Source organism: Bacillus sp. FSL K6-0993 (assembly GCF_037977205.1).
In the GTDB taxonomy this organism is placed as follows: domain Bacteria; phylum Bacillota; class Bacilli; order Bacillales; family Bacillaceae; genus Bacillus; species Bacillus subtilis.
Genome location: NZ_CP150275.1, coordinates 3,004,004 through 3,021,193, shown reverse-complemented (window position 1 = coordinate 3,021,193; position 17,190 = coordinate 3,004,004). Strand labels below are relative to the sequence as shown.

The following is a 17,190-nucleotide window of genomic DNA, read 5'->3' as shown; positions in this document are numbered from 1 at the left end:
TTTATTCCCCCTGATACAGCGACGATAAATAGGCGATTTCGTTGGTCAAGCCATCCTTTAAGGATGTGGCGGGATTATAATGCAAGAGCTGTTTTGCTTTTGAAATATCCGCCCACGTGTTGCTCGGTTCCCCTGCTATTTTGTCCGAAAAGTGCAGTGTTGCTTTTCTACCGGAAATATCCTCAATAAGGGAGACAACCTTTAAGACTGAGGCACGCTCTGCGCCGCCGATATTTACTGTTTCACCAATAAGGTGGGGTTTCCCAAGAACAGCGGTGATGCCTTTGACACAGTCGCTGATATAAGTGAAATCTCTTGACTGCTGCCCATCACCGAAGATGGTAAGCGGCTTTTGCTGAAGGTGCTGTTTAATGAGTCGGTGAAAAGCCATATCCGGCCGCTGTCTTGGCCCGTATACGGTAAAAAAACGGAGAATCACAATTGGAATGCCAAAGCTCTGTTGATACACATGGCAAAGCTTTTCTCCCGTAAGCTTTGTTACCCCGTACGGAGATAAAGGAGAAAGCGACGTGTTTTCGCTGACTTTTCCTTGTTTTTCGCCATAGACGGAAGAGGTGGATGCAAAGACGAACGTTTGAATAGAATGTTCCCGGCACGCCTCGAGGAGCCTTTGGAGCGCTTGGATATTATGTGCGGCATATGGGTGAAAATGATTGCCCCAGCTTGAGCGGACACCCGGTATGGCCGCCAAATGAAAGATGACGTCCACTCCTTCCAGTAAGGGAGCAAGATCCGCTGTCAGCAGATTTTCTTTTATGAACGTAAATCGCTTTTCCGGCAGCAGGTTTTTAAGGTTTTTTAATTTCAAGGAAAATGGAGTAGGACCGATAAAGTCATCGATTCCGATAATGTTATGTTTCTTATCTTTTAGTAATTCTTCGCAGAGGTGGGAGCCGATAAAGCCCGCTGCTCCTGTGACGAGTATTTTCATGGACGGCCAACTCCCGTACAGATCAGGCCGCAAGCCTCGATCAGTTCTTTTTTCAGTACGTTGCGCCCGTCAATCACAAGACGCCCTTTCATGATATCTGCAGCCTTTTTCCAATCAAACGCTAAAAACTCAGGCCATTCTGTCGCCAAAAATAAAAAGTCACTCTCTTCGATCGCATCAAAAGCTTGAGAATGCTGAGTTACATGTTGCCGCAAATGTTCTGGAAGTACAGCTTCAGGATCATATGCATGAACATCACATCCCAGCTCCGCCAGCCTTTCCATCAGTCTGACAGCCTGAGAATTCCTGATGTCATCGGTATTCGGTTTGAAGGAAATGCCGAGTACAGCCGCTTTCTTGCCTTGAAGTGTTTCGAAGAATGACTGTATTTTTTTGATATACAGGCCGAGCTGGGTGTCATTAATGTGCTGCACAGCCCGGAGCAGGAAGGTCTCCGTGTTTTTTTCCTGGGCAGCAAATTGCAGCGCCTGCAGATCCTTTGGAAAACAAGAGCCTCCGTATCCGATGCCTGCCTGCAAAAAGTGCTCCCCGATCCTTGGGTCAAGACCGATAGCGCGGGAAATATCTGAGATATCTGATTGATAGGCTTCACATATGCGGGCCATTTCGTTAATGAACGAAATTTTGGCCGCTAAAAAGAAATTGTTGGCATATTTGATCAGCTCTGCTCCCGCTAAGCTTGTAACGATAAAAGGGGTATCAATGTGTTTGTAAATGGATTTGACGATGGCTGCCGATACGTGATCTTCTTCCTGAACACCGATGACTGTTTTGTCAGGATGCAGCATGTCATATAAGGCATTGCCTTCCCGCAGAAACTCCGGATTGGATACGATATTAAAGAGGTTTTTAGACACTCCGGAGGCAATCAGAAGTTTTGCTATGTTTTCATTAGTCCCGGGCGGAACAGTGCTTTTCGTAATAATGGTTTTATACGATCGGATCGCCTCGCTTAAATCACCGATGACGGACTGCAGGGCTTTCGTATCAGCTGATCCGTCCGAACGCGGCGGAGTTCCGACTGCGATAAAAATAACGGGACATTCCTCCATGCTCGATTTCACTTCAGAAGAAAACGAGAGATTGCCGCAACGAAGTATTACATCTGAAAGCCCAGGCTCGTAAAAGGGAATGACTCCTTTTTTCAGCTGCCCGATTTTTTTGACGTCTTTGTCTGTGCATATCATGTCATGTCCGATGGATGCCAGTGCCGCTGATAGGGTTAAACCGACATACCCGGCGCCAACCACACAAATTTTCATCACCTGAGCTCCTTTACAAGATTACTGGTCATATATCAATATCCTATTAAAAAAGGGCTGGTTCGTGATTCCGCTTTCTGCCCAGTTGCTCCCGCCTAATTTCAGATGTACAAACATCGGGATGCGCTCTTGGAATATCATGTAATAAACATGAGCTGAGGGGAAAATAACATGATAAAAAAAGCGATCATTCCTGCAGGCGGATTCGGCACGAGAAATCTGCCGGTGACGAAGGTGATTCCGAAAGAAATGTTTCCGGTAGGATCTAAGCCTGTGATTCATTATCTTGTTGAAGAATTAAAGGAGTCAGGCATTGAGGACATTTTGATGGTTGTATCGAGCCATAAAAATCTGATTGTCGACTATTTTGATTCCTCTTTGGCACTTGAGGCTTTTTTGGCCTCTAAGAATAAACTGCATTTGCTTAGTGAGCATCCCATTCCGGATATACGGATTCACTATGTGCGCCAGCCTTATGCAAAGGGTCTTGGCGACGCCATTTCTTTCGGAAAGCAATTTGCAGGCAAAGAGCCTTTTGCCGTCGTTTTGCCAGATGATCTGATTTTTTCCGCCAATCAGCCGGCTTTAGGGCAGCTGATTGAAGCGTATACGAAATATCAGTCCAGTGTGATCGGCTTAAAAGAAACAAAAACGGAGGATTTACATCATTACGGCGTGATAAAAGGGGAGCCTGTTGAAAAAGGGCTTTATCGCATACAGGATATTGTGGAAAAGCCTAAACAAAACCCTCCGTCTCATTTTGCCGCAGCAGGGCGTTATATTTTCACACCTGATATTTTTAATGAGCTGGAGGCATTAGAAGCTGATAGCGGAGGAGAAGTGCAGGTAACGGATGCGATAAAAGCTTCGCTCGGGGCATGTACTGTATACGGGAAATTGCTAGAGGGCGAGCGGTATGACATCGGCCTGCAAAAGGATTATCTGAAGCTGATTTACGATATGCTGAAAACGGAAAAGAACCCCCAATAATCGGGGGTTCAATCAGCATGGAGATCGCCGAATGTGGTCATGATTCCCTCTTCGTCAAGTTCTTCTTCATAGCGCTCATGGGCTCTGCTTTGATAAACGGTAATTTCTTTTCCAGTGATATCTGTAGCGATGAAATTTTCGTAAGACTCCGTATTGCCGATATTCTCTTCGGCATTCATCGTCATATCATCATAGCTGAGCGGAGGGTTTTCCATATCCTGCGGCGTTTGTGAGTTACCATATTTTTCGACATCCTGATAGGAATCCTCACTGTCATATGGCGCTCTGATTTCTTCATCATCATCAAATTCAAATTGCCCGAACGGTGTTTCTTCTTCAATCGGACGGTCTTTGGAAACCACGTCCTGTGACGAATACTCCGCGAGGGTTGTGGCAGTCGGAAGCGCTTCAAGTCGTTCGAAAGGGATTTCCTTTCCGCTGACTTCACAAATGCCATACGTACCGTTTTCTATCGCCTTCAATGAATGCTCAATGTCCCGAAGGTGCTCTCGCTCATGTAAATCGAGAGCGATGTCTTTCTCACGCTCGTAAAGTTCTGTCGCCTGATCGCCGGGATGGTTGTCGTATGCCGAAAGCTCACCCCACGAATCATAAGGAAAGGCTGAGTTAAGCTGAAAATGGTCATTGTCTTTGAAACGGTTTAAGATATCTTTTTTCGTTTGTTCCAGTTCATTTTTTAAATGCTGAAGCTGTTCTTTCGTAAGCAATGTGATCGCCTCGTTTCTCTGTGATGCATACCTTTAGTATGAACAGATCGCCTGAGAACTTTCATAAATGCCGGGTGGAGGAATATAGGAGGTTTTCCTTTTATGGTAAGCGGATACAACCTTTGCTATCAGTGGAGAAAGAAATTTAAGCTTTGTTTCTTTTTCATTTCTGAAATTAGGTTTATAATAGGTAAGGCAGGCCATTTGGACTGCATGATCTGTGTTTGACACAAAGGAGACACAGGTGTATGGTATTAAAAGCATTTTAAGGATTATGGAGGAATGTCTCATGGTGACAACGGTGCAGCGTACGTTCCGAAAGGAAGTTCTACATGCATTACATAAAGCCAAAGAAGTCAACCATGCTGTCTTAATAAGCTATTCGAGACAAATCGAGTCTCTTGACCCTCTATCATTTTTCAATTACGGAGCAAAAAAATATACAGGCAATCGATTTTTTTGGTCAGATCCTGAAAGTGAATTGACAATAGTCGGTCTTGGCAAAGAAGCGGTTTTCCAGACAAATCAAAAAAACAGCGAGCGGTATCGTGAGGTTTTTGAACAATGGGAGCGCTTTAAAAAGACGGCTTTTCATATTTATGAAGAAGAAAAGCTGCAGCATTCTGCAGTGGGACCTGTGTTATTCGGAGGATTTTCTTTTGACCCTTGCGAAGAAAGAGGTTCACAATGGGACCATTTCTCGGAAGGGGATTTCTTTGTGCCTGCGCTTATGCTGACGATGACTGCTGAAGGCCCGTTCTTAACAGTTAACAGATGGGTAAGCGGAGGAGAAGACGCAGAAGCTGTTTTAGAAGGCTTAAAAGCTTTTGCAACGGAATTTATGGTTCCCGATTTCAAGCAAGAAGATCAGGCTGTGATTGCAGCAGCCGAAGAGCTGGATAAGGATGATTGGCTGAAAGCAATCGAAACGGCCACAAGCCAAATTAAAGAGAAACAATATGATAAGGTTGTTCTTGCCCGAGAGCTGCTGCTCACGTTTGACGGTCCAATCCAAATTGAACCGGTGCTTAAAACGCTTCTGGACGATCAGCAGACAAGCTATGTTTTTGCAATTGAACAAGATGGCAAAACCTTTGTCGGCGCGTCTCCGGAAAGACTGATCAAAAGAGACGGCGGCACTGTCATGTCTTCCTGTCTGGCAGGCTCCATTAAACGAGGCGTGAATGAAGAAGACGACCGCCGGATAGGCCTTGAATTATTAAACGATGAGAAAAACCTGCTTGAGCATGATATTGTGGTAGGTATGATTCATAACGCTTTTGTATCAAGCTGTTCAGAGGTTGAAAAACCTGATGGACCTGTTTTGTACAAAACAAAAAGCGTTCAGCACCTGTTTACGCCGATTGTCGGACAGCTGCGCGAGTCTGCTTCAATTTTTGACTTAATTGAGAAGCTGCATCCCACTCCGGCGCTTGGGGGAGCACCTCAGGAAAAAGCTGTTGACGTGATCAGGGAGATTGAACCGATGTCTCGCGGCTGGTATGCGGCCCCTATCGGCTGGATTGACAGCCAGGATAACGGGGAATTCGCGGTAGCCATTCGTTCAGGGCTCATCGAAGGAAGCACAGCAAGGCTGTTTGCCGGGTGCGGTATTGTGGAAGACTCGGAACCAATCTCGGAATATGAAGAAACACAGATTAAATTGAAGCCGATGATCTCTGCATTAGGAGGTGAGAGGCGTTGACAGTCAACCCGATTACTCATTACATCGGAAGTTTTATTGATGAATTCGCCCTTTCCGGAATTACGGACGCTGTCGTTTGTCCGGGCTCAAGATCCACGCCGCTGGCTGTTCTTTGTGCTGCGCATCCCGATATCAGCGTCCATGTCCAAATTGATGAAAGATCTGCCGGATTTTTTGCCTTAGGTTTGGCAAAAGCGAAGCAGCGTCCCGTACTATTGATCTGTACATCTGGAACAGCCGCGGCCAACTTTTATCCGGCTGTGGTTGAAGCCCATTATTCAAGGGTGCCTATTATTGTGTTAACTGCTGATCGGCCTCATGAGCTGCGCGAAGTAGGCGCACCGCAGGCTATTAATCAGCACTTCTTATTCGGTAACTTTGTTAAGTTTTTCACAGACTCTGCTCTTCCTGAAGAGTCTCCGCAAATGCTGAGATACATCCGAACGCTGGCAAGCCGCGCTGCCGGAGAAGCACAAAAGCGCCCAATGGGGCCTGTCCATGTGAATGTGCCGCTGCGCGAACCGCTGATGCCGGATCTTTCAGATGAGCCGTTTGGAAGAATGAGAACAGGCCGTCATGTGTCTGTGAAAACAGGTACGCAGTCTGTTGAACGCGAGTCCCTGTCTGATGTGGCTGAGATGCTCGCGGAGGCTGAAAAAGGAATGATTGTCTGCGGAGAGCTCCATAGTGATGCGGATAAGGAAAACATTATTGCGCTGTCAAAAGCGCTTCAGTATCCAATTTTAGCGGATCCGCTGTCTAATCTGCGGAATGGTGTTCATGATAAAAGCACTGTTATTGATGCGTATGATTCGTTTTTAAAAGATGATGAGCTGAAGCGGAAACTTCGTCCTGATGTTGTCATTCGGTTTGGACCGATGCCTGTTTCAAAACCGGTTTTCTTATGGCTTAAAGATGATCCGGCGATTCAGCAAATCGTGGTTGACGAGGATGGAGGCTGGAGAGACCCGACACAGGCAAGCGCGCATATGATTCATTGTAATGCGTCTGTTTTTGCTGAGGAGATCATGGCAGGCCTTACTGCTGCCACCAGATCCTCAGAGTGGCTGGAAAAGTGGCAGTTTGTCAATGGGCGGTTCCGCGAGCATCTGCAAACAATCAGCAGTGAAGATGTTTCGTTTGAAGGCAATCTCTATCGAATCCTTCAGCATCTTGTGCCTGAAAACAGCTCGCTGTTTGTAGGCAACAGCATGCCGATCAGGGATGTTGATACGTTTTTTGAAAAGCAGGACCGCCCTTTTCGGATTTATTCAAACCGGGGAGCAAACGGGATAGACGGTGTCGTCTCCTCTGCCATGGGGGTATGTGAAGGAACAAAAGCGCCTGTTACCCTTGTGATTGGAGATTTATCTTTTTATCACGATTTAAACGGCTTGCTGGCGGCCAAAAAGCTGGGTATTCCTCTTACTGTGATTCTTGTCAATAATGACGGAGGAGGGATTTTCTCCTTTTTGCCGCAGGCTTCTGAGAAGACACACTTTGAAGATTTGTTCGGCACACCGACAGGGCTCGATTTCAAGCATGCGGCTGCACTTTACGGCGGAACGTATTCATGCCCGGCTTCTTGGGATGAATTCAAAACAGCTTACGCGCCGCAGGCAGACAAGCCCGGACTCCATTTGATTGAAATCAAAACGGATCGCCAATCAAGAGTCCAGCTTCATCGCGATATGCTGAATGAGGCTGTGCGGGAAGTGAAAAAACAATGGGAACTGTAAACATAACGGTATCAGATGGTGTCCGATATGCAGTGGCAGACGAGGGACCGAATGCTTCCGAAGCCGTCGTCTGCCTGCATGGGTTTACCGGCAGCAAACAATCATGGACTTTTCTTGATGAGATGCTGCCTGATTCCCGCTTGATCAAAATTGATTGTTTAGGGCATGGGGAAACCGATGCCCCGCTGAATGGGAAAAGATATAGCACAAGCCGGCAAGTTTCTGACCTTGCCGAGATTTTTGATCAATTAAAACTTCACAAAGTGAAATTGATTGGGTATTCTATGGGAGGAAGGCTTGCTTACTCTTTTGCGATGACATATCCCGAGCGGGTATCGGCACTTGTGCTTGAAAGCACGACGCCGGGGCTCAAAACACTTGGGGAACGGCGGGAACGAATTATGCGGGACCGGAAGCTTGCTGATTTTATTTTACGAGACGGGCTCAAAGCATTTGTTGCGTATTGGGAGAATATCCCTTTGTTTTCATCTCAGCAGAGGCTGGCTGAAGATATTCGGCACAGGATACGATCGGGCCGTCTGCGGAACAATAAGATTGGGCTTGCGAACAGTTTAACCGGCATGGGCACCGGTTCACAGCCTTCCTTGTGGAGCCGTGTAGAGGAAATAGATGTTCCTGTGCTTCTTATCTGCGGGGAGTGGGACGAAAAATTTTGCACCATCAATCAAGAGGTGCATAAGATGCTTCCTTCTAGTAGAATAGAGATTGTTCCAAAAGCAGGACATACGGTCCATGTGGAACAGCCGCGATTGTTTGGTAAAATAGTGAGTGAGTTTTTGACAAGCATCTGACTCATTCACATAGAGAATAAAAGGAGGTCATCATATGGCTGAATGGAAAACAAAACGGACATACGATGAGATATTGTATGAAACGTATAATGGCATTGCAAAAATAACAATCAACCGACCTGAGGTACATAATGCGTTTACCCCTAAAACGGTTGCTGAAATGATTGATGCGTTTGCTGACGCAAGAGACGACCAAAACGTTGGGGTTATCGTGCTTGCCGGTGCAGGGGACAAAGCATTTTGTTCTGGCGGAGACCAAAAAGTGCGGGGCCACGGTGGATATGTAGGAGACGACCAGATCCCGCGTCTTAACGTATTGGATCTTCAGCGTTTAATCCGCGTCATCCCGAAACCGGTTGTCGCGATGGTGTCCGGATATGCGATCGGCGGAGGCCATGTGCTTCACATCGTATGTGACTTGACAATTGCTGCGGACAACGCAATTTTCGGACAAACAGGCCCTAAAGTGGGAAGCTTCGATGCAGGTTACGGTTCTGGCTACCTGGCTCGAATTGTAGGACATAAAAAAGCACGTGAAATCTGGTACCTATGCCGACAGTACAACGCACAGGAAGCACTGGACATGGGTCTTGTCAACACAGTCGTTCCTTTGGAACAGCTTGAAGAAGAAACGATTAAATGGTGTGAAGAAATGCTTGAAAAAAGCCCGACCGCACTGCGCTTTCTTAAAGCTGCGTTTAACGCGGACACAGACGGACTTGCTGGAATTCAGCAGTTTGCAGGGGATGCTACCCTTCTTTACTACACAACAGATGAAGCAAAAGAAGGCCGTGATTCCTTTAAGGAAAAACGCAAACCTGATTTCGGACAGTTCCCTCGTTTCCCGTGATCAGCAATACTTAGTAAACCAACAGCTTGAGACTTTGCGGTCCAAGCTGTTTTCTTTTCAATACAGACATTTTACCTCGGAGATGATGACATGCTGACAGAACAGCCCAACTGGCTCATGCAGCGGGCACAGCTGACACCTGAGAGAATCGCTCTCATCTATAGAGACCAAACCGTGACATTTGCAGAATTATTTGCCGCGTCTAACCGAATGGCGGCACAGCTTGCCGCTCATTCGGTTCGGAAAGGCGATACTGCGGCTATTTTGCTCCAAAACCGTGCAGAAATGGTATACGCCGTTCACGCTTGTTTTTTGCTTGGTGTTAAGGCGGTGCTTTTGAATACGAAGCTGTCAACACATGAAAGGCTGTTTCAGCTGGAGGATTCCGGATCCGGCTTTTTACTGACAGATTCAAGCTTTGACAAGAAAGAGTATGAACACATCGTTCAAACGATTGATGTGGATGAACTGATGAAAGAAGCAGCAGAGGAAATTGAGATCCAGGATTATATGCAAATGGATGCAACGGCAACGCTGATGTATACGTCGGGTACGACAGGAAAGCCCAAGGGAGTTCAGCAAACGTTCGGAAACCACTATTTCAGTGCGGTGTCGTCCGCGCTTAATTTGGGTATAACAGAACAAGACCGCTGGCTTATCGCATTGCCGCTCTTTCATATCAGCGGCTTGTCCGCATTATTCAAATCTGTGATCTATGGAATGACTGTCGTGCTTCACCAGCGTTTTTCCGTAAGTGATGTGCTGGATTCTATCAACAGGCATGAAGTGACAATGATCTCTGCGGTGCAGACAATGCTAGCCAGTCTTTTGGAAGAAACAAGCCGCTGCCCTGAATCCATCAGATGCATTCTTCTCGGCGGCGGCCCTGCACCGCTGCCATTGCTTGAGGAATGCCGTGAGAAAGGATTCCCTGTCTTTCAGTCATATGGAATGACAGAAACATGCTCACAAATTGTTACCCTGTCACCGGAATTCAGTATGGAAAAGCTCGGATCTGCGGGGAAACCGCTGTTTTCATGTGAAATCAAAATAGAGCGGGACGGACAGGTATGTGAACCGTTTGTACACGGTGAAATCATGGTCAAAGGCCCGAATGTCATGAAAAGCTATTTTAACCGGGAAAGCGCAAACGAAGCCTCCTTTCAAAATGGCTGGCTGAAAACAGGTGATCTTGGTTATTTGGACAGCGAAGGCTTTTTATATGTATTAGACAGACGTTCAGATCTGATCATATCCGGCGGAGAAAACATTTATCCGGCCGAAGTGGAGTCAGTGCTGCTTTCACACCCCGCTGTGGCCGAAGCCGGGGTTTCAGGGGCTGAGGACAAAAAATGGGGGAAAGTGCCTCACGCCTATCTTGTCCTTCACAAGCCTGTGAGCGCAGAAGAATTGACTGCCTACTGCAAAGAACGCTTGGCGAAGTATAAAATTCCGGCAAAATTCTTTGTGCTTGACCGCCTGCCGCGCAATGCGTCTAATAAGCTCTTGCGAAATCAGCTGAAGGATGCGCGTAAAGGAGAACTGCTATGATCGAAATAGAAAAAATCACGCTTTACCATTTGAGCATGAATTTAAAGAAACCGTTTAAAAACAGTATCGAAACGCTTCAAGAGCGTAAATTTCTGATCGTGGAAGCCATTGATACATCAGGTGTCACAGGCTGGGGAGAGGTTTCTGCTTTCTCTTCGCCTTGGTACACCGAGGAAACCATTGGAACATGTTTGCATATGCTAAAAGATTTTTTTATCCCAAATGTCGTCGGCCGTGAATTCAATCACCCTTCAGAAGTGCCGGACAGCCTGGCGCGTTATAAAGGAAACCGTATGGCAAAAGCGGGACTTGAATCGGCTGTATGGGATATCTATGCCAAAAAGAAGGGCGTATCCCTTGCTGAGGCATTGGGCGGAACAAGAGATAAAATCCCTGCCGGGGTGGTAGTCGGCCTGGCGCCTCTTGACGATATGCTGAAGGAAATTGAGAGCTATCAAAAAGAAGGTTATCAAAGAATAAAAATTAAAATTCAGCCTGGGCAGGATGTGGAATTGGTCAAGGCCATCCGCAGCCGATTCCCAAATATTCCGCTTATGGCCGATGCCAATTCCTCCTACGAATTGAAGGATATCAGCCGTTTAAAGGAGCTTGATGACTACCATTTAATGATGATTGAGCAGCCCCTTCAATCCGACGATATCGTTGACCACCGCCACCTGCAGAAACATTTGAAAACGGCTATTTGCCTTGATGAGAGCATTTGTTCAGTTGATGATGCGAGACGGGCGATTGAGCTAGGAAGCTGCAAAATTATTAATATAAAACCTTCTCGTGTCGGCGGCTTAACAGAAGCCTTAAAAATTCATGATTTATGCAAAGAGCATCATATGCAGGTTTGGTGCGGCGGAATGCTGGAAACAGGTATATCAAGAGCGCAGAACGTGGCGCTTGCTTCACTGCCTCAATTCACAATACCTGGCGATATATCTTCATCCTCACGCTATTGGGATGAAGATATTGTAACTCCTGATATTCGTATTGATAATGGATTTATTTCTGTGTCAAAACAGCCTGGTTTAGGGGTTGAGGTAAACCAAGACATTATGCGAAAATATGTGACCAAAATGGATGTTTTCACACAGCATGGTTAAGAAAAAAGCATTTTGCTATTTTGAATAAATGACACTGTGCTGTTACAGTAAAAGTGTTCGTTGAATACATCCCTTCTCGTTTGGACCGGCTGCTGACCCAGCCGGTTTTTTTATGTAAATTAGCTTGACAAAAATGGCCAAACGCGATAATTTTGCACAAAGGAAACTTTTTGTCCCGTGTAAATAAAACATGCTTTTGGCTAATTTAATGTCACATGTCTAAGAACTGACAACATAAGATAAAACAATCGGACATTGATGGCAAAGAGGAGGAGAAATATGAGACGAGGGCTGATGGCAGCAGTACTTTTTGCGACCTTTGCTTTAACGGGATGCGGAACGGATTCAGCCGGAAAAAGCGCTGATCAGCAATTACAAGTGACAGCGACAACATCTCAAATTGCCGATGCAGCAGAAAACATCGGAGGTAAGCATGTAAAAGTCACCTCTTTAATGGGACCGGGGGTTGATCCGCACCTTTACAAAGCTTCCCAAGGTGACACGAAAAAATTAATGTCTGCCGATGTTGTTCTGTACAGCGGGTTGCATTTGGAAGGGAAAATGGAGGATGTCCTTCAAAAAATCGGCGAACAAAAACAATCGGCGGCAGTAGCTGAGGCCATTCCGAAAAATAAGCTTATTCCCGCGGGGGAAGGCAAGACGTTTGATCCCCACGTTTGGTTCAGCATTCCGTTATGGATCTATGCGGTGGATGAAATTGAAGCGCAATTCAGCAAAGCAATGCCTCAGCACGCAGATGCCTTTCGGAAAAATGCCAAAGAGTACAAAGAAGATTTGCAATATTTAGATAAGTGGTCGCGTAAGGAGATCGCACATATTCCGGAGAAAAGCCGTGTGCTTGTGACTGCTCATGATGCGTTTGCGTACTTTGGGAATGAGTATGGATTTAAGGTAAAAGGCCTGCAGGGACTCAGCACAGATTCGGACTATGGATTAAGGGATGTTCAGGAGCTGGTTGATCTTCTGACAGACAAACAAATAAAAGCTGTGTTCGTAGAAAGCAGTGTATCTGAAAAATCAATCAATGCAGTGGTGGAAGGCGCTAAAGAAAAAGGCCATACAGTCACAATCGGCGGTCAGCTTTATTCGGATGCCATGGGTGAAAAGGGCACAAAAGAAGGCACATACGAAGGAATGTTCCGCCACAATATCAACACGATTAGTAAAGCGCTTAAATAAAGAAAAGAGGTGAAGGATATGTTCCCTGTTGAGCTTGATAATGTGACGGTTGCTTATCATAAAAAGCCTGTACTGCAGGACATTTCGCTGCAGGTGCCGGAAGGAAAACTTATTGGCATTATCGGCCCAAACGGCGCAGGAAAATCAACCTTGATCAAAACGATTCTCGGTCTTGTGCCCCGAGCTTCCGGAGACATCTCTATTTACGGCAAAGACTATAAGGATCAGCGGACCAGAATCGGATATGTTCCGCAGCGCGGCTCGGTTGACTGGGATTTCCCCACAAGTGCGCTCGATGTCGTCCTAATGGGAAGATACGGGAGAATCGGTTTATTAAAGAGGCCAAAGAAAGCGGATGTGGAGATGGCGAAGGCCGCATTAGCAAAAGTCGGGATGCTTGATTATGCGAAGAGGCAGATCAGCCAGCTGTCAGGCGGCCAGCAGCAGCGAGTGTTTCTTGCCCGGGCACTCTGCCAGAACGCTGACATTTATTTTATGGATGAACCGTTTGCAGGTGTCGATGCAGCGACGGAGCGCGCGATTATGACGCTGTTGGCAGAACTCAAAGAAAAAGGAAAAACCGTGCTTGTCGTCCATCATGATCTGCAGACCGCCGAGGATTATTTCGATTGGATCTTACTGCTTCATTTAAGAAAAATCGCTTTCGGACCGGCGGAAAACGTTTTTACGATCGAAAACCTGCAAAAAACATATGGAGGAAGGCTTACGTTTTTAAAAGATAAAGTGCTGGCAGAAGGACATAAGGAGTGAGCGCAATGTTTGAAAGTTTGTGGCTGCAGCTCCAGCATCCGAATACACAGTGGGTGCTGGCCGGTACGCTTTTGCTCGGGACGGCAAGCGGTGTTTTGGGCAGCTTTGTGCTGCTGAGAAAGCAAAGTTTAATCGGCGATGCGATGGCCCATTCAGCTCTGCCGGGAGTGTGTCTCGCTTTTCTGTTCACCGGGCAAAAATCACTGCCTTTCTTTTTACTGGGTGCGGCGCTCGCCGGACTGCTCGGAACGTTTTGTATTCAGCTGATTCCGCGGCTTTCAAAAACAAAGGAGGACTCGGCGATCGGGATTGTTCTTTCTGTGTTTTTTGGCGTCGGGATCATTCTGCTGACATATATTCAGCAACAGGGGGCGGGAAGCCAAAGCGGGCTTGATTCTTTTTTATTCGGCCAGGCTGCTTCATTGGTCAGGCAGGATATCATCCTTATAGCAGGAATATCCGCTGTTCTACTGCTCCTTTGTATTGTTTTCTTTAAGGAATTTACATTGATTACTTTTGATCTGGCGTTTGCAAAGGGATTAGGAATCCCGGTGCGTTTTTTAAACGGGCTTTTGGCTTGTCTGATTGTCTGTTGTGTCGTCATTGGGCTTCAGACTGTTGGTGTGATATTAATGGCGGCTATGCTGATTACACCTGCCATAGCTGCGAGATATTGGACCGAACGATTAACCGGGATGATCGTCATTGCCGGGATTACAGGCGGGGTCAGCGGAGTGGCCGGAACCCTGCTTAGCACCACGATGAAGGGAATGGCGACAGGGCCATTAATGATCTTATCTGCAACGCTGCTCTTTCTTTTTTCAATGATTTGCGCGCCTAAGCGGGGATTGGCTGCTAAAGCCATAAGGCTGATGAGGCTGCGTCGCAGAACAAGCAGGGAGCAAGTGCTTTTGGCAATTTATGAACAGTATGAAAAGAATAATCTTTGTGTAAATGTTGAAAGTGTAAGAAAGAAAAGACGCCTATCCCCTTCATTATGCCTTAAGGCATTAAATGACTTGGAACAAGAGAGGTGCATTGAGCGTATCGAAAATGGGATTTGGCAAATCACAAGCAAAGGGGTAGAAAAAGGCTATCACACAGCTTTGAAGCAGCGGATGTATGAAGTGTATCTCATGCATGAAATGGAACTTGCCAATATAGAATCCGATCAGGACTACTTTGACCCGGACCGTTTACCGAGAGAAACGAGAGAGCGGCTTTATTCACTCTTAAAGCTGTATGGACGGATGCCTGAGCGTCGAAAAGCGTCTCATGATGCCGAGAAGGGACAGATCGCAAATGAGTTTTGAAGCATGGATTATAGCTACCGGTGTATTAGTCGGTGTAAGCTGCGGATTGATCGGCACATTTCTTGTGCTGAGAAGCATGGCGATGCTGGCCGACGCAATCAGTCATACAGTGTTGCTTGGCATTGTGGGCGCTTTTCTAGTGACGGGAAGTCTCGACGGGATTTCTATGTTTATCGGCGCAGCCGCAACCGGTCTATTAACGGCTTTCTTGGTTCAGCTTCTTCATAGCAAGGGGGTTCAATCAGATGCTGCCATAGGCGTTGTGTTTACATCTTTATTTGCAATCGGGGTTATTTTGCTTTCTGTGTATGGAGCGAATGTCCATCTCGATATTGAGCACTCGCTAATGGGAGAAATCGCTTTTGTGCCGTGGAATACGGTGACGGTATTCGGGGTTGATATTGGGCCGAAAGCGTTTTGGATGCTGGCATCTGTTCTGGTTTTAAACGTAGTGTTGATCAGTGTGTGCTATAAGGAGTTTAAAATCGCTTCGTTTGATCCTCAAATGGCTTTAGCCTTGGGAATACCGGTTTTGCTCATTCATTACGTGCAAATGGGCATGCTGTCCCTGACGACTGTTGCTTCCTTTGATTCGGTGGGTGCCGTATTGGTTGTGGCCATGCTGATTGTTCCGCCTGCTGCGGCACATTTGCTGACAGACCGGCTTCTTTATATGCTGATTCTCAGCGCGTTGATTGGCGGGCTGTCGGCCGTCATGGGCTATTTCTTCGCAACGTGGCTTAATGTTTCGATTTCAGGAGCGATGGCGGCCATGACAGGTGTATGTTATGCAAGCGCCTTTTTGTTTTCACCTGCAAACGGGGTCATAACTAAAAAGCTGAGAACACTCAACATGCAAAAAGAAAGAGCTGGCTGATGCAGCTCTTTCTTTTAATTATAAATCATGCGGCTTAAACGTTTTGCAGTCTGTTTCCCGGCTGTTTTCAGCCGTTTCACCAGTATGGCTGACAACATAAATGGCATCAGCGGTGCATTTGTTACCTTTGCCCCAATAAGAACAGTTGTTGACCTCACATAGAATTTTCTGCTCCATGCCATCCCCTCCTTATAAAGGTTCTGGATTAGTATAGCCGGCTGGCTTGTCCTCTATTCCTCCTGGCGGATATAGCGTTTATCTCGCATAAACATTTTCCAGAAGAAAAAGAAGCCCGGAAATAGAATGATAAATGCAACGATATACGTTGCAAACAGCGCTCTGAACGTTGCTGGCTCTGTGAAGCCTGACATGACTGTCACATCGGGATAAATCATATACGGAAGATGCGCCCGCCCGTACGCGTAGCTTGCGAGAAAATACTGTATCCCAATCGCAACAAGTGCAAGCCGCGGTTTTCCGATGTTTTGCCCAAAGCTCTTATTAGGCAGAAAAAGAGCGATTCCAGCAATGACAAATGTAATGAACGATGCAATAATCCAAGTAAAATCATTCAGCATTCCGCTGTACAGCCAGTTTGCTTCATTCCGCATCGTCACCATAATGCATACAGCAAACAACAGTGAAATCGGGCCGGTAATCAGGGCGCTTTTTCTGTAGGCTCGGTACGCATCCTGTTCCTCTGCCACATTTGAAAAGTCTGCAAGCAGCAGGGAGGACAAAAATAAGGTGCTTAAAATCGCAAACCCGATAAATGAATAGGCGTTTGGGCTTGAAAAGATTTTAGACATATTTAAGTTATAGATTCCATCCGTTTTTTCTATAAACCCTCCGTGTGTCACAGGAAGCACCAAAATTAAAATAGCAGGAATGATAAAGCCGGAGATGCCGGAAATATATCTTAGCGTTTTCCGCTCCTTTGCTGTATTTGAAAAAACGAGAAATCCGCTTCGAATCGCTAAAAGCAGCAAAATCATGCTTCCGGGAATTAATAAAACGGTGCCGAGCACAAATGTCGCGCCAGGGAAAAAACTGAAAAGCGCCACGACGATGGCCACAATAAAGACGTTTGTGACCTCCCAAGTCGGGGACAAAAAGCGATTTGCAATATCGGTGGCCTTCATATGCTCCTTGTTTAAATAGATCATAGACCAAAATCCCGCTCCAAAATCCATTGTCGCCATGACGGCGTAAATAAACACAAAGCCCCAGATAATTGAGATGGCGATCAGAGCGTCAGTTGAAATCTCCATTTGTACGATCTTCCTTCCATTTGGTTTCCTGTTTGC

General features: G+C 46.3%; 16 protein-coding genes. 11 read left to right on the top strand and 5 right to left on the bottom strand.

The window, feature by feature from the left end; all coding sequences use genetic code 11:
* Nucleotide 1 precedes the first annotated feature (1 nt).
* Both MHH79_RS15720 and MHH79_RS15715 read right to left on the bottom strand, forming a co-directional pair.
* Nucleotides 2-952 (bottom strand): NAD-dependent epimerase/dehydratase family protein, encoded by a 951-nt coding sequence (locus MHH79_RS15720; protein WP_063335742.1) that lies wholly within the window; start codon nt 950-952, stop codon nt 2-4.
* A complete protein-coding gene (locus MHH79_RS15715) occupies nt 949-2,235 on the bottom strand; it encodes a UDP-glucose/GDP-mannose dehydrogenase family protein (RefSeq protein ID WP_100506411.1) in 1,287 nt (428 codons plus the stop codon). Before MHH79_RS15715 ends, MHH79_RS15720 begins: the two co-directional genes overlap by 4 nt.
* Before the next feature lie 171 nt (nt 2,236-2,406).
* Between MHH79_RS15715 and MHH79_RS15710 the strand changes: the two genes are divergently transcribed.
* Nucleotides 2,407-3,225 (top strand): UTP--glucose-1-phosphate uridylyltransferase, encoded by an 819-nt coding sequence (locus MHH79_RS15710; protein ID WP_015714578.1) that lies wholly within the window; start codon nt 2,407-2,409, stop codon nt 3,223-3,225.
* Nucleotides 3,226-3,233: 8 nt separating this feature from the next.
* Here the strand turns inward: MHH79_RS15710 and MHH79_RS15705 are convergent, their stop codons facing one another.
* A complete protein-coding gene (locus MHH79_RS15705) occupies nt 3,234-3,953 on the bottom strand; it encodes a yteA family sporulation protein (protein WP_003229046.1) in 720 nt (239 codons plus the stop codon).
* Nucleotides 3,954-4,242: 289 nt separating this feature from the next.
* Between MHH79_RS15705 and MHH79_RS15700 the strand changes: the two genes are divergently transcribed.
* From MHH79_RS15700 to mntD, 10 genes are all read left to right on the top strand, one after another.
* Nucleotides 4,243-5,658: an isochorismate synthase MenF gene (locus MHH79_RS15700; protein WP_100506412.1), complete on the top strand. Its 1,416-nt coding sequence runs from the start codon at nt 4,243-4,245 to the stop codon at nt 5,656-5,658.
* Entirely contained in the window at nt 5,655-7,397 is a 1,743-nt protein-coding gene (gene menD / locus MHH79_RS15695) for a 2-succinyl-5-enolpyruvyl-6-hydroxy-3-cyclohexene-1-carboxylic-acid synthase (RefSeq protein ID WP_063335746.1), read from the top strand. Before MHH79_RS15700 ends, menD begins: the two co-directional genes overlap by 4 nt.
* Nucleotides 7,385-8,209 (top strand): 2-succinyl-6-hydroxy-2,4-cyclohexadiene-1-carboxylate synthase, encoded by an 825-nt coding sequence (gene menH, locus MHH79_RS15690; protein WP_100506413.1) that lies wholly within the window; start codon nt 7,385-7,387, stop codon nt 8,207-8,209. The genes menD and menH overlap by 13 nt, the downstream gene beginning before the upstream one ends.
* A gap of 34 nt (nt 8,210-8,243) precedes the next feature.
* Entirely contained in the window at nt 8,244-9,059 is an 816-nt protein-coding gene (menB, locus tag MHH79_RS15685; RefSeq protein ID WP_003229054.1) for a 1,4-dihydroxy-2-naphthoyl-CoA synthase, read from the top strand.
* A gap of 90 nt (nt 9,060-9,149) precedes the next feature.
* A complete protein-coding gene (locus tag MHH79_RS15680) occupies nt 9,150-10,610 on the top strand; it encodes an o-succinylbenzoate--CoA ligase (RefSeq protein ID WP_309530146.1) in 1,461 nt (486 codons plus the stop codon).
* Nucleotides 10,607-11,722 (top strand): o-succinylbenzoate synthase, encoded by a 1,116-nt coding sequence (menC, locus tag MHH79_RS15675; protein ID WP_063335749.1) that lies wholly within the window; start codon nt 10,607-10,609, stop codon nt 11,720-11,722. Before MHH79_RS15680 ends, menC begins: the two co-directional genes overlap by 4 nt.
* 279 nt (nt 11,723-12,001) lie before the next feature.
* On the top strand, nt 12,002-12,922 hold the full coding sequence (gene mntA / locus MHH79_RS15670; protein ID WP_087614674.1) for a manganese ABC transporter substrate-binding protein/adhesin MntA: 921 nt from the start codon (nt 12,002-12,004) through the stop codon (nt 12,920-12,922).
* 18 nt (nt 12,923-12,940) lie between these two features.
* Entirely contained in the window at nt 12,941-13,693 is a 753-nt protein-coding gene (gene mntB / locus MHH79_RS15665) for a manganese ABC transporter ATP-binding protein MntB (protein WP_014480635.1), read from the top strand.
* A 5-nt stretch (nt 13,694-13,698) separates the two neighbouring features.
* The gene (gene mntC, locus MHH79_RS15660; RefSeq protein ID WP_015384446.1) at nt 13,699-15,006 is read left to right on the top strand and encodes a manganese ABC transporter permease MntC; all 1,308 of its coding nucleotides are present in this window, start codon (nt 13,699-13,701) and stop codon (nt 15,004-15,006) included.
* On the top strand, nt 14,996-15,883 hold the full coding sequence (gene mntD / locus MHH79_RS15655; protein WP_033884531.1) for a manganese ABC transporter permease MntD: 888 nt from the start codon (nt 14,996-14,998) through the stop codon (nt 15,881-15,883). The genes mntC and mntD overlap by 11 nt, the downstream gene beginning before the upstream one ends.
* Nucleotides 15,884-15,901: 18 nt before the next feature.
* Here the strand turns inward: mntD and MHH79_RS15650 are convergent, their stop codons facing one another.
* Together MHH79_RS15650 and MHH79_RS15645 are read right to left on the bottom strand one after the other, a co-directional pair.
* Nucleotides 15,902-16,060, bottom strand: a complete 159-nt coding sequence (locus tag MHH79_RS15650; RefSeq protein WP_003229069.1) for a DUF1540 domain-containing protein — start codon at nt 16,058-16,060, stop codon at nt 15,902-15,904.
* 53 nt (nt 16,061-16,113) lie between these two features.
* Entirely contained in the window at nt 16,114-17,154 is a 1,041-nt protein-coding gene (locus MHH79_RS15645) for a cytochrome d ubiquinol oxidase subunit II (protein ID WP_038427858.1), read from the bottom strand.
* Nucleotides 17,155-17,190 lie beyond the last annotated feature (36 nt).

What these genes read in the sequence shown, in the direction of transcription:
- mntD (WP_033884531.1), top strand. Translation starts at nt 14,996, where the DNA reads ATGAGTTTTGAAGCATGGATTATAGCTACCGGTGTATTAGTCGGTGTA.
- MHH79_RS15700 (WP_100506412.1), top strand. Translation starts at nt 4,243, where the DNA reads ATGGTGACAACGGTGCAGCGTACGTTCCGAAAGGAAGTTCTACATGCA.
- mntB (WP_014480635.1), top strand. Translation starts at nt 12,941, where the DNA reads ATGTTCCCTGTTGAGCTTGATAATGTGACGGTTGCTTATCATAAAAAG.
- menH (WP_100506413.1), top strand. Translation starts at nt 7,385, where the DNA reads ATGGGAACTGTAAACATAACGGTATCAGATGGTGTCCGATATGCAGTG.
- MHH79_RS15680 (WP_309530146.1), top strand. Translation starts at nt 9,150, where the DNA reads ATGCTGACAGAACAGCCCAACTGGCTCATGCAGCGGGCACAGCTGACA.
- MHH79_RS15720 (WP_063335742.1), bottom strand. Translation starts at nt 952, where the DNA reads ATGAAAATACTCGTCACAGGAGCAGCGGGCTTTATCGGCTCCCACCTC.
- menB (WP_003229054.1), top strand. Translation starts at nt 8,244, where the DNA reads ATGGCTGAATGGAAAACAAAACGGACATACGATGAGATATTGTATGAA.
- MHH79_RS15645 (WP_038427858.1), bottom strand. Translation starts at nt 17,154, where the DNA reads ATGGAGATTTCAACTGACGCTCTGATCGCCATCTCAATTATCTGGGGC.
- mntA (WP_087614674.1), top strand. Translation starts at nt 12,002, where the DNA reads ATGAGACGAGGGCTGATGGCAGCAGTACTTTTTGCGACCTTTGCTTTA.
- menC (WP_063335749.1), top strand. Translation starts at nt 10,607, where the DNA reads ATGATCGAAATAGAAAAAATCACGCTTTACCATTTGAGCATGAATTTA.
- mntC (WP_015384446.1), top strand. Translation starts at nt 13,699, where the DNA reads ATGTTTGAAAGTTTGTGGCTGCAGCTCCAGCATCCGAATACACAGTGG.
- MHH79_RS15710 (WP_015714578.1), top strand. Translation starts at nt 2,407, where the DNA reads ATGATAAAAAAAGCGATCATTCCTGCAGGCGGATTCGGCACGAGAAAT.
- MHH79_RS15650 (WP_003229069.1), bottom strand. Translation starts at nt 16,060, where the DNA reads ATGGAGCAGAAAATTCTATGTGAGGTCAACAACTGTTCTTATTGGGGC.
- MHH79_RS15715 (WP_100506411.1), bottom strand. Translation starts at nt 2,235, where the DNA reads ATGAAAATTTGTGTGGTTGGCGCCGGGTATGTCGGTTTAACCCTATCA.